Raw genomic sequence first — 12557 nt, forward strand, 5'->3', positions numbered from 1 at the left:
TCAGGCCTCCGCTTCGCCGACAAGCAGGGTGCGGAAATCCTGCGCAAGTTTCGACACGCCCTGCAGGACCAGCAGAACGGCTCCTATGACGATCGCCCACTTGAATGGCCAGTAGTCCACCGCCCATTCCGTAAAGGAAACCTCGTCGACCGCAGTCGCCTGCCAGGCGAAGATCCAGCCGGTCACCAGAAGCGTGCCGGCGAAGATGAAGAAGAAGACGGATGTCAGAATGTCGACGATCGCCTTTCGTCGCGCCGACATCGGAGCGTAGAACACGTCAACCCGCACATGGCTTTCGGTCAGCATCGCATAGGCGCCGGAGATTAGATACTGCATGCCGAACATGAGGAACATGCCCTCATGCGCCCAATTGGTCGGCGAGTTGAAGACGTAGCGGGCGACCACCTCGTAATAATAGACAAAGACCGCAATCACCGCCCAGTAGGAGACGAATTCGCCGGAATAATAGGACAGCCGGTCGATCGCGCCCATCCAGCCGGTTGAGATGTGTCGGAAGTCGTCTTTGTCCTCCTGTTCCTCATAGGCTTCGATCACGAGCTCTTCTGCGTGTTCTTCTTCCGCCTTCGCGTCGGCGCGCTTCTTGAGAGACGGAAGCAGGATCGCGTCGAGCAACATCAGCGCGAGGATGACGATGAACCCGTAGAACGCCGCTGAGCTCCAGAAGGAACGACTTGCAAAAGCCGCGTCGGCGACTGGTTTGGCCTCGGCGAAATCCGCCTCTGACCGCTCGATCCGCTTGCGCGAGGTGTCGATGGTTTTTTCTGCGCGCTCCAGCCGCCGTTCGGCCGATCGGCGGGCGAAGGATTCTTCCTCCTCGCCTTCGATCTCTGCGCGCATTTCGGCGAGGCCCGCTTCGGTCTGTTCGAGCCGCGGCTTTTCGCGTTTGATCGTATCCTGCGCCACCTTAACCAGATTGGCTGCGTCGGAGTAGGCCGTGCGCGCGTCACGCTGTTCGGCGTTGGCGAACAGGATAAAAAGAAAGAGGGGGATGTAGATGAGGCCAAGCAGGCTTCTGAGATAGAAGCGGTGAAGGCCGAGAATGCCGCCGGTGACCAGCGCCAGATAGCCGATCCACAGAGAATAGCCCTTCGGTTTGTCCGATTGAACGGTTCGCCTCGCCATCACCATGGCAACGATTGGAAACACGATGAGCCCGGCCCAGTAGAGCCAGTGCTGCAGGACGAAGGTCAGGCTCGGCATGATCGAGGATCCTGTAGACGCGTCACGGAATCTGGGACCGGGACCCGACGGAGCGCCGGATCCCTGATTGCGTTCAGCCGGTCAGAGATCGAGGTTCTGGCCTTCGATCAGTTCCGGAGAGACATAGCCAAGCGAGCCCGACATCATGTAGTCGAGCTGCGCCTTGAAGACGCGCGCCGCGTCCTTGTCCTTGTTGGCGTATTTGAACCAGATCGGGACGGCCACCTCCGTCATCAGCTCCACGTCGTCCTGGGTCAGACGCGTGACTTCCGTGCCGTCCGCCTCGAACTTGGCCCAGGCTTCCTGGTCCGCCTTCTGGATCTTTGCGTGATGTTCGATGGAATAGGACTTTGTCTCCATTTCAATGAATTGTTTCATTTCCGGAGAGAGCGCGTTCCAGGCGTCCATGCCGACGGTGATGTCCATGATGTCGACCGGCTGGTAAAGCGACATGAAGCCGGGCGGTCCCATGGAGATGTAGTCCGTCACCTGGCTGAAGCCGAGCGCATAGTTGACGGCCGGTCCGACATAGTCGGCCACATCAATCGTGCCCTTTTCCAGCGCCGGGAAGATTTCCGAGCCGGGGAGCACGGTCGTCTTCGCGCCGATGCCCTGGAACACTTCGGCGACCATGCCGCCCGGCACCCGCATCTTGCGGCCGCGGAAGTCGTCGATCGAGCGGATGGGCACCTTCGAGTGGATGATATTCGGCCCGTGATGAACCGGACCCACGAAATACATGCCCTGTCTGGCATAGAGGTCGCGGGCCATTTCGAGGCCGCCCAGACCGTAATAGAACACGTCGTATTCGTGCGGATTTCGCAGTCCCAGAGGATAAGAGGACAGGAACACCGCCGCAGGGATGATCCCTTGCGCGTAGATCGTGAACGGATTGACCGCCTGAAGTACACCGTTCTTGACGGCGTCGTACAACTGGAAATCGCCGACGACGTCATTGGCGCCAAACGGCTCGAAGGCGAGTTCTCCGCCGGTCTTCTCGACGATTGTTCCCGCCCAGTCCTTGAATACCTGAAGGCCGACGCCTCCGGGCCATGAGGTCTGGATCTTCCAGGTCGTGCCGTTGGCTTGCGCTGAAGCCACATGTGGCGCGGCGAGCGCGCCGGCCACGGTTGCGCCGCCCGCAAGGGCGCCTGTTTTCAGAAACGAACGCCGCGACAGGTCGCTTGTTGATTGCAGTTTCATGATTTTCCTCCCGTTGTTGCGGAGACGTCGAGGTCTCCGAACACGGGAAGTATAACTGGAATGTGAAAACACACAACATGACTGAACTGCAATCTCATTAAATGGGATTTTCAGTCGGGTTTTGCGGAATTCCGGGTATGAAAAGGGCGCCGGGATATTGTCCCGGCGCCTGATGTTTTCCGCAGTCTCGCGCAGGCTGCGTCAGTAATCCATGCCGCCGCCGGGCATTGCCGGGGCTGCGTTCTTCTTTGGCAGTTCGGCGACCATCGCCTCGGTCGTCACGAGAAGACCGGCCACGGACGCCGCATCTTCGAGAGCGGTGCGGACCACCTTCGCCGGGTCGATAATGCCGGCCTTGACCATGTCGGTGAACTGACCGGTCTTGGCGTCCCATCCTTCATTGTAGCCGTCGCGCTCCAGCACCTTGCCGACGATGACCGAGCCGTCGGAACCGGCGTTGATTGCGATCTGGCGGGCCGGCCACTGGATCGCGCGACGCACGATGTTGATGCCGACCTTCTGGTCGTCATTGTCGCCTTCGAGAGCCTCGAGCTTTGCGGCCGCGCGCAGCAGCGCGATACCGCCGCCCGGCAGGACGCCTTCCTCGACGGCCGCGCGGGTCGCATGCATGGCGTCGTCGACCCGGTCCTTCTTTTCCTTGACTTCGATCTCGGTGGCCCCGCCGACGCGGATCACGGCGACGCCGCCTGCGAGTTTCGCCAGGCGTTCCTGCAGTTTTTCGCGGTCGTAGTCGGAGGTGGTTTCCTCGATCTGGGCCTTGATCTGGTTGACCCGGCCTTCGATGTCGGCCTTTGCGCCGGCGCCGTCGACGATTGTGGTGTTTTCCTTCTCGATCGAGATCTTGCGGGCAGTCCCCAGCATATCGAGCGTGACGTTTTCAAGCTTGACGCCGAGGTCTTCGGACACGACCTGTCCGCCGGTCAGGATGGCGATATCCTGCAGCATGGCCTTGCGACGGTCGCCGAAGCCTGGCGCCTTGACAGCGGCGATCTTCAGTCCACCGCGCAGCTTGTTGACGACGAGAGTGGCGAGCGCTTCGCCTTCGACGTCTTCGGCGACGATGAGCAGAGGTTTGCCGGACTGGGCGACGGCTTCGAGGACCGGCAGCAGGGACTGCAGGTTCGACAGCTTCTTCTCGTGGATCAGGATATAGGGGTCTTCAAGTTCAGCCCGCATCTTCTCGGCGTTCGTGACGAAATAGGGCGAGAGATAGCCGCGGTCGAACTGCATGCCTTCGACGACGTCGAGTTCGGTTTCAGCGGTCTTTGCCTCCTCGACGGTGATAACGCCTTCATGACCGACCTTCTCCATGGCGGAGGCGATCATCTTGCCGATCTGGCTGTCGCCATTGGCGGAAATCGTGCCGACCTGCTCGATTTCGCTGTTGGAGGTGACCTTTCGGGCGTTGCCTTTCAGATCTGCGACGACGGTCTGAACGGCGAGGTCGATGCCGCGCTTCAGATCCATGGGGTTCATGCCTGCGGCGACCGCCTTGGCGCCTTCCTTCAGGATTGCCTGGGCGAGCAGGGTGGCGGTGGTGGTTCCGTCGCCCGCCTGGTCGTTCTGCCTGGATGCGACTTCGCGCACCATGCGCGCGCCCATGTTCTCGAACTTGTCTTCGAGCTCGATTTCCTTTGCAACGGTCACGCCGTCCTTGGTGATGCGCGGCGCGCCGAACGATTTTTCGATGACGACGTTTCGGCCTTTCGGGCCCAGCGTCACCTTTACGGCGTTGGCCAGCGTGTCGACGCCGCGAAGCATCTTTTCGCGTGCTTCCTGCGAGAATTTGACGTCTTTAGCACTCATTGTTCTGTTCCTCAGGCTGCTTTTTGCCGGGTTGCAGTTTCGAGAACGACGCCCATGATGTCGCTCTCCTTCATGATGAGAAGGTCTTCGCCATCAATGCGAATTTCCGTGCCGGACCATTTGCCAAACAGCACGATATCGCCGGGCTTTACGTCGAGGGCGACGACGTCGCCCTTTTCATTGCGGGCGCCGGGGCCTGTAGCCAGGATTTCGCCCTGGTGCGGTTTTTCCTTTGCGGTGTCGGGAATGATGATGCCGCCTGCGGTTTTCGCGTCCGCTTCGATACGCCGGACGACGACTCGGTCATGTAAGGGTCGGAACTTCATGAAGCTTCCTCCAAATGTCTGAAAATGTGCAAGAAACGCAGCCGTTGCGCGGCCTGCGTTCGCGTGATTTGGTGGATTTTTGAGACAAGTTCAAGAGGGCGCTAACTTTTTTTGGCACTCTTTGTGAAAGAGTGCCAGCGCGCATGGCAGCACTCCTGTGGCGAGGCTGCTATGATATTGAATTTGTTGAGGGAAAGCGGAGTCCTTCTTGACACATGAATGTTTGCTGTGGCGCAATGCGCTTATCGCCAACTCTTACGGAGATGATTCATGCAGGTCAGTGACGGATTCCAGAAGCAGATCGAGGGCTATGGTCTGACAACGGCGCAGATTTATTACCGCTTGCCCGATCACCTTTCGGTGGTCCAGGAGTTCATCTGGCAGGAGTACGATGTCTTCCCGAAGTTTCCGATTCTCAAGAAATTTCTGGCCTTCTGGGAAGAGGAGATCGAAGGGCCGCTTCATTCGGTCACCGTCGCACATCAGCGATTGATCAAACCATCGGAAATGCGCAATGTCGACGGGGAATACCTGATACACTGATTGGCTTGAAGAATGCAGGCCAGATCGAAAGGGCGCGTCGATGCTGCAGGCCTGTCTCAATGGCGGCTGGAAGAAAGACCACCATATCGCGGTTCCGCTGACGATTACCGAACTCGTTCGCGACGCGTCCAGCGTTCGCGCGGCGGGCGCGGACGAGCTTCATATTCACGTCCGCGCGTCCGACGGGGCGGAGACGCTTGAGCCCGACGCCGTCAGGCAGACGCTTGAAGCGGTCCGCGCCATTGTTCCGGACATGCCGATCGGCGTCGGCACGGGCGCTTGGATTGCGCCCGGAGGACGGGCTCGCCATGACGACATGCAAAACTGGACGGTGAAACCGAACTACGCCTCAGTTAATCTCAACGAAGAAGACGCGCCCGATGTGATTGCGTTGCTGACAGGCATGGGCGTGGGTATCGAAGCCGGCCTGTGGAGCACACAAGACGCCCGACGGTTTGTCGACGAGATCGATTTCGACACATGTCTGCGCGTGCTGGTCGAGATGCCGGATGTCGAAGGGGTCGAGGCAAAGACCGAGGCGGCCGCCGTCATCTCGATGTTGGAAAAGGCCGGCTGCAATCTTCCGGTTTTGCTTCCTGGCCAGGGACAGAGTGTCTGGCCATGTGTCGACATGGCATGGGAGAGGGGGCTGTCGACGCGGATCGGTTTCGAGGACACCTTTCTGTTGTCCGACGGATCGCTTGCTCCCGACAATGCTGCGCTTGTCGAAGCCGCAAAAGCGCTCAACTTCGTCTGAATACGGATTATCGTTGTGACCGCGGTTGAAATGATTGCCATCACGTAATAGTTAGAGTTACGTTATAATTTTCATTTTTCACGCGGATGTTTCAGCGAAACAGGGAGTTCACCCATGCTTTATGACGCCATCGTCGTTGGCGGCGGCTTTGCGGGCCAGTCAGCGGCGCTTCAGATCGCGCGGGCGCGCAGGAATGTCCTCGTCATCGATTCAGGGCTGCGCCGAAACCGGTTTGCGTCCCATGCCCACGGGTTCCTGAGCCGCGACGGGACGCCTCCGGGCGAGATCGCGGAAGTGGCGAAAACGCAGTTGCTCGCCTATCCGTATGTCGTGTGGGTTGAAGGGAACGCGGTTTCGGCGGGTGGCAAGCAAGACGGGTTTGAAATCCGTATGGAGGATGGTGAAAGGCATGTCGGTCGCCGCGTTGTGCTGGCGACCGGCGTAAGCGACGCATTGCCCGACGTGCCGGGGCTTGCCGAGCGCTGGGGCAGGGCGGTGTTCCACTGTCCCTATTGTCATGGTTACGAGCTCGAAAGTGGAACAATTGGAGTTCTTGCAAGCCATCCGATGTCGGTTCACCAGGCCGAGGTCGTCTCCGACTGGGGCAGCACGATCCTGTTTACGAACGGCGTCATCGATCCCGACGAGGACCAGATCGCGAGCCTTAAACGGCGCAACGTCGTGATCGAAACGACAGGGGTTTCTGAGATCGTCGGCGATGACGCCGATATCCGGCTTGAAGACGGCCGGGTGATCGAGCTCGCCGGTCTGTTCACCGTGCCGAAGACGCAGATGACGAGCACTGTCGCCGAAGAGCTCGGCTGCGCGATCGGGAAGGGCATGACCGGCCCGGTCATCACCGTCGACGAGATGAAGAAGACATCCGTCGACGGCGTCTTCGCCTGTGGCGACGCAGCCCGCATGGCGGGCTCGGTGGCGCTCGCCGTGGGCGACGGAGCGATGGCGGGCGCCGCCGCGCACCAGTCGCTGATCTTCGGTTGACCGGGATCAATGTCACTTCCGGATTGAAAGCGATACAAAGGTTCATGATCCAGACCAAGGGAGCAGACAATGGCAAAATCGAAAGAGACGATCGCAAATCTTCAAAAAGCGCTGGCGATGGAACTCACCGCAGCGCATCAGTATCAGCTGCATTCGCATGTTCTGGACGACTGGGGTCTTGACCTGCTTGCCGAGAAAATGCGCGGCGAGATGACCGAGGAACTCGGCCACTCAAACGACTATATGGAGCGGCTGTTTTTCCTCAAGGAATCGCCGGAGATGAAGTTCGACAAGACGCCGCAACGGGCCCAGTCGCTGAAAGATATGTTCGAGGCGGATCTTTCGGACGAGAAGGAAGCAATCGAATTCTACACGAAAGCCGCGAAAACCGCCTATGACGCCGGCGATGTGGGTTCGAGAGTGCTGTTCGAGAAGATCGTGCTTGACGAGGAAGGCCACATGGCTTGGCTCGAACTTCAGCTCGATCTTCTGGGGCGGCTTGGCGAAAAGACCTATATCGCGAAACACATGTCGCCTCCGTCAGCGGAAGAATGATCTCGGTTAAGTTCCGCATTTGATGTGCGTCAACGACATTATCGTTCATCATGTCATGCTCCTCTCGTGAGAAATCATGAGAGGAGTTTTTCGTCATGACCAAACGCAACAGGCTGACGCCGTGGTATATCGGACTGGCGGTGATACTCGCGGCGGTGGTTTTCGTGGGCTTCCGGATGTCGTCAAGCGGCTGCGCGCCCGTCGGCATCGAGATCGGCGTTCTGGTGATTGTGCCCGTGGTCTATCTCGTACTCATGTATCTGACGTTGACGAGCCAGGAGTAGGGGCGTCGCAATCCTCTCCGGCACCGGGGTGGGCAAGAACAGCCTGGCATGTCAAGAGTGACGGGGTGTCTGCCCGGCGAGGAAAGCGAATGACGAAGACCCTACTGTCGACACCGAGGTTCAATGTCATTGAAACACCACCGAGATCTGCAGATTATGAACGCGATTTCTTCATCGAGAAGCGGGACGGAGTTTCGATTGCGGTTCGGTTTGGTGAACGCGTGCTGATGCTGGAGATCAATCGGCCCGGACAATCCTCTCCATCGCTTGAGTTTCCAGGCGGCGGCGTTGACGTTGACGACGCGCCTGTTGTCGCCGCAGCCAGGGAGTTGCTTGAAGAGACGGGACTTGGCATCTCGGGCTTTACAGAGGTCGGACGCATCGCGCCCTTGCCCGGCTATGTCAGCGAACGGGTGACGCTTTTCATCGCTGAGGCTGATTCGGAATCTTCACATCGCATTGAGGCCTGTGTGGGGCATGAGGGGATCGTTGGTTCGTTCCTCGTCCCAATCGCAGAACTTTCATCGTTTTGCAGGCGCGGGCGGATCAGTTCCGCGGTTGACGCCTATTTCGCGATGTTACTCACGACATTGGATGGCAAAACGGCGCGGTAGGTTGCATCCTATTTGTTCTGGCTTTGTTGTTTCGGCGCGCGGTTCTCAAGGCGAGGTCCGGTGAAAATGAAGCTTGGACGGATGATGCCACCGAGGCCGATTTCGTTGATCTTGCTGTTGCGGACGACTTGGACTGCCAGAAGGTTCTCTCCATCGTAATCGACGCCATCGGTCAGATCGAAGACGAAGGGAACGCTGAAACCGTAGCCGGATGTCCCGACGAACTGACCGTTGATCCAGACCCGGGCTTCGTCCTCGACGCCTCCAATGAAAAGGCAAATCGGCTTGTCCCGCGCATGTTCAGGTAACGTGAAGTTGTAGCGATACCAGACTGCTGTGTTGCGCAGGCTACCGAGCCCCTGCGAATCCCATGTGCTGCTGATTGTCTTTGTCTTGATGACGTGATCATCGTTGATTTCAGGAGACTGAAAACGCATTTGATGCCCGACTTGTGCGGGATCGAAGATGGTCTTGACCTCATCAGGCAGCGCGACAAGCATCTCATAGTCGCCTGTGGAATATTTGACCGACTGATCGACGAACTGGAAGACGAACCTTTTCAGGTAAGCGGGGACTTCGTTGGAGACGACGTCTTCGTTGATGGCGTAGGTCGCGTCCCATAGGTCAATCATCCCGTCATAGAACGCTTTGGCCTTGATGAAATCGAAGTCGAGCGTGGCCTGATAATACTCCAGATACAATGTGAGGGCTTCGAGCGGTTCGCGGGCAAAACGGATGCGCTGCTTCTGATCGGGCGTTTGAGCTGAGTTGAGCGCCTCGTCGAAATCAGCGTGTGAGGCTTCGATGAAGTCGTCATCAAAAATGAGCGGGAATGCGTGATAGGAACCGGCCTCCATACCTGCTGATTGCTGATACTCGATAAGCCTCAGATTATAGCGTTCCATCGCCTCGGCTCCTTTGCCAAAGGCTGCTTCGCAATATTGTCGGAGAAGATCTCGCCAGTCCTGTGATGTGTCCCAGGCAAGGTTCATGAAGACGTAGTCCGAGGCACCAAGAACGCCCCACATTTTGGTGCCTTCGACATTGACGCCTTTGAAACCCTGAGCATGATAAAAAGGAAGTTCCTCGCCCCAGATCTTGACCTTGGAATAGGGCATCATGTTTTCGGCGAGGTTCCACGAGTAGCCGCGATAATAGAGCCTGTTGCCCTGTTTGCGGGCGAGATCTCCCCATTGCTCCACCACATCGCGATAGTAGGACTGCGTCTTGCTCTCAGGGTCGAGCAGGCTGTGGAACCTGCTGAAGTTGATCGGCGCAAAAATCGGAATCACATTGGGATGAGGGGTGTATCGGGCAGGATAATTTGCATGCGTCGAATATGAGTAGAAACCGACATGGGCGTTGGTGTACTCCTTGTGCACTTGTTCCAGAACACGATTTCCAAGCAAGACCAGTTCGTCGGTGCGATCGAGACTTCCGACAATCGGATCAAAACGCCCGGCGCTTGCCAGCATGGCGTCGACTGACTCCGAATAGCCTTCCCTGTCAGCCGGTCCTATCGGAAAAGCCGCAGCGGTATCTTTTGTCCACTCGCCAGCCGCGATCTTCTGGCGATATGTTTCCTTGATGTCCTCGACCATGAGTTCGATGACGCGCGGATGCGTCGATTCGATCTGGGGACCGCGGCGGATCATTTTTCCGTCGGCGCCTCTGACCAGGGCGTACATGGTGGGGTCTCTGTTAAATTCTTCCCTGTGTCGGTTGATGAACCTGTCCCACATGTGTCCGCCGGCAGACCCTTCAAGATCGGACCATGTCCCGCCGCGCTGGCGCAGACGCCATTTGGCGAAACGCGTTAGTTGCTCCTTGGTGCGATCCGGATATCCGCGGTACCACAAACGCCTGGAGGAGAAGTCCGGGGCGCTGGCGATATTCATATTCTCGACCCGGACAGTCTTTCGTTTCGGCACAATCTGACCGATTTCGCCGGGCATTACCCAGTCAACGCCCAGGTGTCGGAGCAGTTCGTAGAGGCCGTAAAGCACGGCGCGATCGGATTGACCGCCTATCAGGAGACGATTGTCAGCCTCCAACAGTCTGTAGCCTTCCCTGGACGGACTTGTCGCTGTCGGGGTTGCGCCAAGGCGGATTGCAGGTTCGCCCAAAACGATGCTGTTTTCCGGGGGCGTCTGACCTTCTTGCAGAACCAGGACTTCGAGCCGTGCGCCGGTCATCAGTTCGAGATGATCGTTGAGTTCCTTAACGGTCCATGCGCGATATTGTTGAGGCGTTTTCGGTTCATTCCAGACCGGGTCTTCCGGTTGTTCTTCAAGAGGACCCTGAATTGTGATGACTGCGGATGGCTCGCCTTTTTCAACGATCGTGAGTGCGAGGGCCGCGCCGATCAAACACATGTACGCGATAATGGAGGCGATTAACTGATATCGGAGTGGCGCCAATTGATTTGCCCTCTGGAACACTGGGAACCTCAGCACATTCGATTCCTTACAACTTTGTCGAATACTATGGCATTTTCGAGTAATGTCATCGCAGCCACGGCTATATTGGCGGTCTGCGATGAAAAAACCGAAATCTGCAATAATTCTTCTTTGGTGTCCTTTGGCAGCTGCGATGGCCGTTCTGCTCTTTGCGATTTGTGATTTTTCATGGCGAATGCGATCGACCGAAACACAGAAGATTGGACTTGGCGTTGTCTTTACCGGGCAATTCGTACGAGTTCGAGAAGGTCTCGCATTGCTCGATAGCGATCAGATTGATCGCCTGTTCGTTTCCGGGGTGAACCGGAAGGCGGGAATGACAATAATAAGCTTCGCAGATCAGTTTGGACTTAATGATCAACTCCGGATGGACTTGTCTGACGGCAGGCTTGTACTAAGCGCCGGCGCCCGCGACACCTTCGAAAATGCGTCCGAGACCAGATGCTGGCTGAGGAAGTATCCAAAGGAGACGTCGGTGCTTTTGATAACCTCGTCCGGACATATGCCGAGAGCATCACTCATGCTCGAGTTTGCGCTGAAGGGGCGTCGCGTCGAACGTTTGAGCATTTTAGAAGCTTCCGCTGGCCGAGGTGACTTCATGGGAGAGTTTGGCAAATACGTCATCACATACATGCTTGGTTGTTGGCGGCGAATACGCTGGGCAGATTTTGATGAATGCAACCAAAGTTTGACGTCATAGTTTTCGTCCATCGACGCCAAATTGTCTGAGAATCGCCAAGGACAGGGCCCCACTGCGTCGCTCGATCGTTAAGTGAACAATTGTGCCCAATACTATGGATCCCAGTATTGCGATTACGGCGCGCGAAACACCAGCATTTGGATCATTTACGATAAAGGCGACGCCAATGTTTTGATGAAGAAGATAGATTGAATAACTTGAAAGCCCGATCCATACGAGAACCGGATTCTTCAAGAACAAAATTATCTTCCTATTGTATAACAGCAGAGCAAAGATTATAAAAAATATGCTGATAATGACAATTTCGGCAATCCTGAAGAATATGAATGAGGCAATGATACAATAAGCAAGTCCCCCAAAATGCCATTTGGAAAATTTTGTTTCATACACAACAGAAAATATTATTCCGGCACAGAACAAATAAATATATTTTGGAAAGAACAGCTGATTGAATATTTGGTGTAATTTATTTAATTCCGAGTGAATAAGAAAAATGTGAATTATAGTCGTGGAGGCGCTCATAACCAAAAAGGCAATCCAGGATTTTTCTCGCCAAATGGCGAAAATTATCGATATCCAAAAGTAAAATCTGACCTCCACGAATAGCGACCAATAGGCATCGTCGATGTAGTTTATGTCCGGTGACAACCATGTCCAAAGAGGTGGTTTTGTAAGGGTCAAGGAAGGGATAAAATCAAGGAATTGTACGTTCTTAAGGGTTGTAAACGGATTATCGAGTGAAGCCATAACCATAAATGTCATGACCGAGCAAATCAGCATGGGGGGCCACAGACGCGTGAAACGTCTTACTGCAAAGACTATTATTGATTGGCGGCTTTGCAGCGAACTGAAGATGACAAAGCCAGAAATAATGAAAAACAGCTCTACGCCAAGATAGCCGAAACGCCAGATATGGGCATACTCATCGCCATACGGATAAAAGGTAAGCGGTGTTTTGACCCCACCTTTCCGGTAGGTTTGTGATCTGCGAGTCCGTTCGAGATGTATTTTCTCACGGAGTAGCTCCATGGATGATCACAGTGAGTTTCTCACAAGTTCGGATCTT

13 protein-coding genes are annotated in these 12557 nt (G+C 56.2%); 7 read left to right on the forward strand and 6 right to left on the reverse strand.

Annotation, left to right across the window (positions count from 1 at the left end; translation table 11 throughout):
• The 4 genes from AAFN47_RS09535 to AAFN47_RS09550 all read right to left on the reverse strand — a co-directional run bounded on the left by AAFN47_RS09535 (window position 1) and on the right by AAFN47_RS09550 (window position 4577).
• The gene (locus AAFN47_RS09535; RefSeq protein WP_499808982.1) at window positions 1-1221 is read right to left on the reverse strand and encodes a TRAP transporter small permease subunit; all 1221 of its coding nucleotides are present in this window, start codon (window positions 1219-1221) and stop codon (window positions 1-3) included.
• Between the two features lie 81 nt (window positions 1222-1302).
• Window positions 1303-2424 (reverse strand): substrate-binding domain-containing protein, encoded by a 1122-nt coding sequence (locus AAFN47_RS09540; protein ID WP_499808983.1) that lies wholly within the window; start codon window positions 2422-2424, stop codon window positions 1303-1305.
• Between the two features lie 201 nt (window positions 2425-2625).
• Complete coding sequence (gene groL, locus AAFN47_RS09545; RefSeq protein WP_499808984.1) at window positions 2626-4251, reverse strand: chaperonin GroEL; 1626 nt, start codon at window positions 4249-4251, stop codon at window positions 2626-2628.
• 11 nt (window positions 4252-4262) lie between these two features.
• Window positions 4263-4577 carry a co-chaperone GroES gene (locus AAFN47_RS09550; RefSeq protein ID WP_499808985.1) on the reverse strand — a complete coding sequence of 105 codons (315 nt, stop codon included), beginning with the start codon at window positions 4575-4577 and terminating at the stop codon, window positions 4263-4265.
• Window positions 4578-4847: 270 nt separating this feature from the next.
• Between AAFN47_RS09550 and AAFN47_RS09555 the strand changes: the two genes are divergently transcribed.
• The 6 genes from AAFN47_RS09555 to AAFN47_RS09580 all read left to right on the forward strand — a co-directional run bounded on the left by AAFN47_RS09555 (window position 4848) and on the right by AAFN47_RS09580 (window position 8332).
• The gene (locus AAFN47_RS09555) at window positions 4848-5120 is read left to right on the forward strand and encodes an usg protein (RefSeq protein WP_220226887.1); all 273 of its coding nucleotides are present in this window, start codon (window positions 4848-4850) and stop codon (window positions 5118-5120) included.
• 40 nt (window positions 5121-5160) lie between these two features.
• Window positions 5161-5877: a 3-keto-5-aminohexanoate cleavage protein gene (locus AAFN47_RS09560; RefSeq protein WP_499808986.1), complete on the forward strand. Its 717-nt coding sequence runs from the start codon at window positions 5161-5163 to the stop codon at window positions 5875-5877.
• 114 nt (window positions 5878-5991) lie between these two features.
• Window positions 5992-6879 (forward strand): NAD(P)/FAD-dependent oxidoreductase, encoded by an 888-nt coding sequence (locus AAFN47_RS09565; RefSeq protein ID WP_499808987.1) that lies wholly within the window; start codon window positions 5992-5994, stop codon window positions 6877-6879.
• A gap of 69 nt (window positions 6880-6948) precedes the next feature.
• The gene (locus AAFN47_RS09570) at window positions 6949-7434 is read left to right on the forward strand and encodes a bacterioferritin (RefSeq protein WP_499808988.1); all 486 of its coding nucleotides are present in this window, start codon (window positions 6949-6951) and stop codon (window positions 7432-7434) included.
• Window positions 7435-7529: 95 nt separating this feature from the next.
• Entirely contained in the window at window positions 7530-7718 is a 189-nt protein-coding gene (locus AAFN47_RS09575; RefSeq protein WP_499808989.1) for a hypothetical protein, read from the forward strand.
• Between the two features lie 89 nt (window positions 7719-7807).
• Window positions 7808-8332, forward strand: a complete 525-nt coding sequence (locus AAFN47_RS09580; protein ID WP_499808990.1) for an NUDIX hydrolase — start codon at window positions 7808-7810, stop codon at window positions 8330-8332.
• 8 nt (window positions 8333-8340) lie between these two features.
• Here AAFN47_RS09580 and AAFN47_RS09585 read toward each other — a convergent pair whose 3' ends face one another.
• Entirely contained in the window at window positions 8341-10752 is a 2412-nt protein-coding gene (locus AAFN47_RS09585) for a DUF4838 domain-containing protein (protein WP_499808991.1), read from the reverse strand.
• A 118-nt stretch (window positions 10753-10870) separates the two neighbouring features.
• On the opposite strand from AAFN47_RS09585, the gene AAFN47_RS09590 reads away from it, so the two are divergent.
• Entirely contained in the window at window positions 10871-11491 is a 621-nt protein-coding gene (locus AAFN47_RS09590; RefSeq protein ID WP_499808992.1) for a YdcF family protein, read from the forward strand.
• On the opposite strand, the gene AAFN47_RS09595 is transcribed toward AAFN47_RS09590, so the two are convergent.
• Window positions 11486-12520, reverse strand: coding sequence for an acyltransferase family protein (locus AAFN47_RS09595; RefSeq protein ID WP_499808993.1), 1035 nt, complete (start codon window positions 12518-12520; stop codon window positions 11486-11488). The two genes, AAFN47_RS09590 and AAFN47_RS09595, sit on opposite strands and share 6 nt — an antisense overlap.
• Window positions 12521-12557 lie beyond the last annotated feature (37 nt).

This window comes from Hoeflea sp. CAU 1731, from assembly GCF_039888615.1.
Lineage (GTDB): Bacteria > Pseudomonadota > Alphaproteobacteria > Rhizobiales > Rhizobiaceae > Flavimaribacter.

What these genes read in the sequence shown, in the direction of transcription:
- AAFN47_RS09535 (WP_499808982.1), bottom strand. Translation starts at nt 1,221, where the DNA reads ATGCCGAGCCTGACCTTCGTCCTGCAGCACTGGCTCTACTGGGCCGGG.
- AAFN47_RS09540 (WP_499808983.1), bottom strand. Translation starts at nt 2,424, where the DNA reads ATGAAACTGCAATCAACAAGCGACCTGTCGCGGCGTTCGTTTCTGAAA.
- groL (WP_499808984.1), bottom strand. Translation starts at nt 4,251, where the DNA reads ATGAGTGCTAAAGACGTCAAATTCTCGCAGGAAGCACGCGAAAAGATG.
- AAFN47_RS09550 (WP_499808985.1), bottom strand. Translation starts at nt 4,577, where the DNA reads ATGAAGTTCCGACCCTTACATGACCGAGTCGTCGTCCGGCGTATCGAA.
- AAFN47_RS09555 (WP_220226887.1), top strand. Translation starts at nt 4,848, where the DNA reads ATGCAGGTCAGTGACGGATTCCAGAAGCAGATCGAGGGCTATGGTCTG.
- AAFN47_RS09560 (WP_499808986.1), top strand. Translation starts at nt 5,161, where the DNA reads ATGCTGCAGGCCTGTCTCAATGGCGGCTGGAAGAAAGACCACCATATC.
- AAFN47_RS09565 (WP_499808987.1), top strand. Translation starts at nt 5,992, where the DNA reads ATGCTTTATGACGCCATCGTCGTTGGCGGCGGCTTTGCGGGCCAGTCA.
- AAFN47_RS09570 (WP_499808988.1), top strand. Translation starts at nt 6,949, where the DNA reads ATGGCAAAATCGAAAGAGACGATCGCAAATCTTCAAAAAGCGCTGGCG.
- AAFN47_RS09575 (WP_499808989.1), top strand. Translation starts at nt 7,530, where the DNA reads ATGACCAAACGCAACAGGCTGACGCCGTGGTATATCGGACTGGCGGTG.
- AAFN47_RS09580 (WP_499808990.1), top strand. Translation starts at nt 7,808, where the DNA reads ATGACGAAGACCCTACTGTCGACACCGAGGTTCAATGTCATTGAAACA.
- AAFN47_RS09590 (WP_499808992.1), top strand. Translation starts at nt 10,871, where the DNA reads ATGAAAAAACCGAAATCTGCAATAATTCTTCTTTGGTGTCCTTTGGCA.
- AAFN47_RS09595 (WP_499808993.1), bottom strand. Translation starts at nt 12,520, where the DNA reads ATGGAGCTACTCCGTGAGAAAATACATCTCGAACGGACTCGCAGATCA.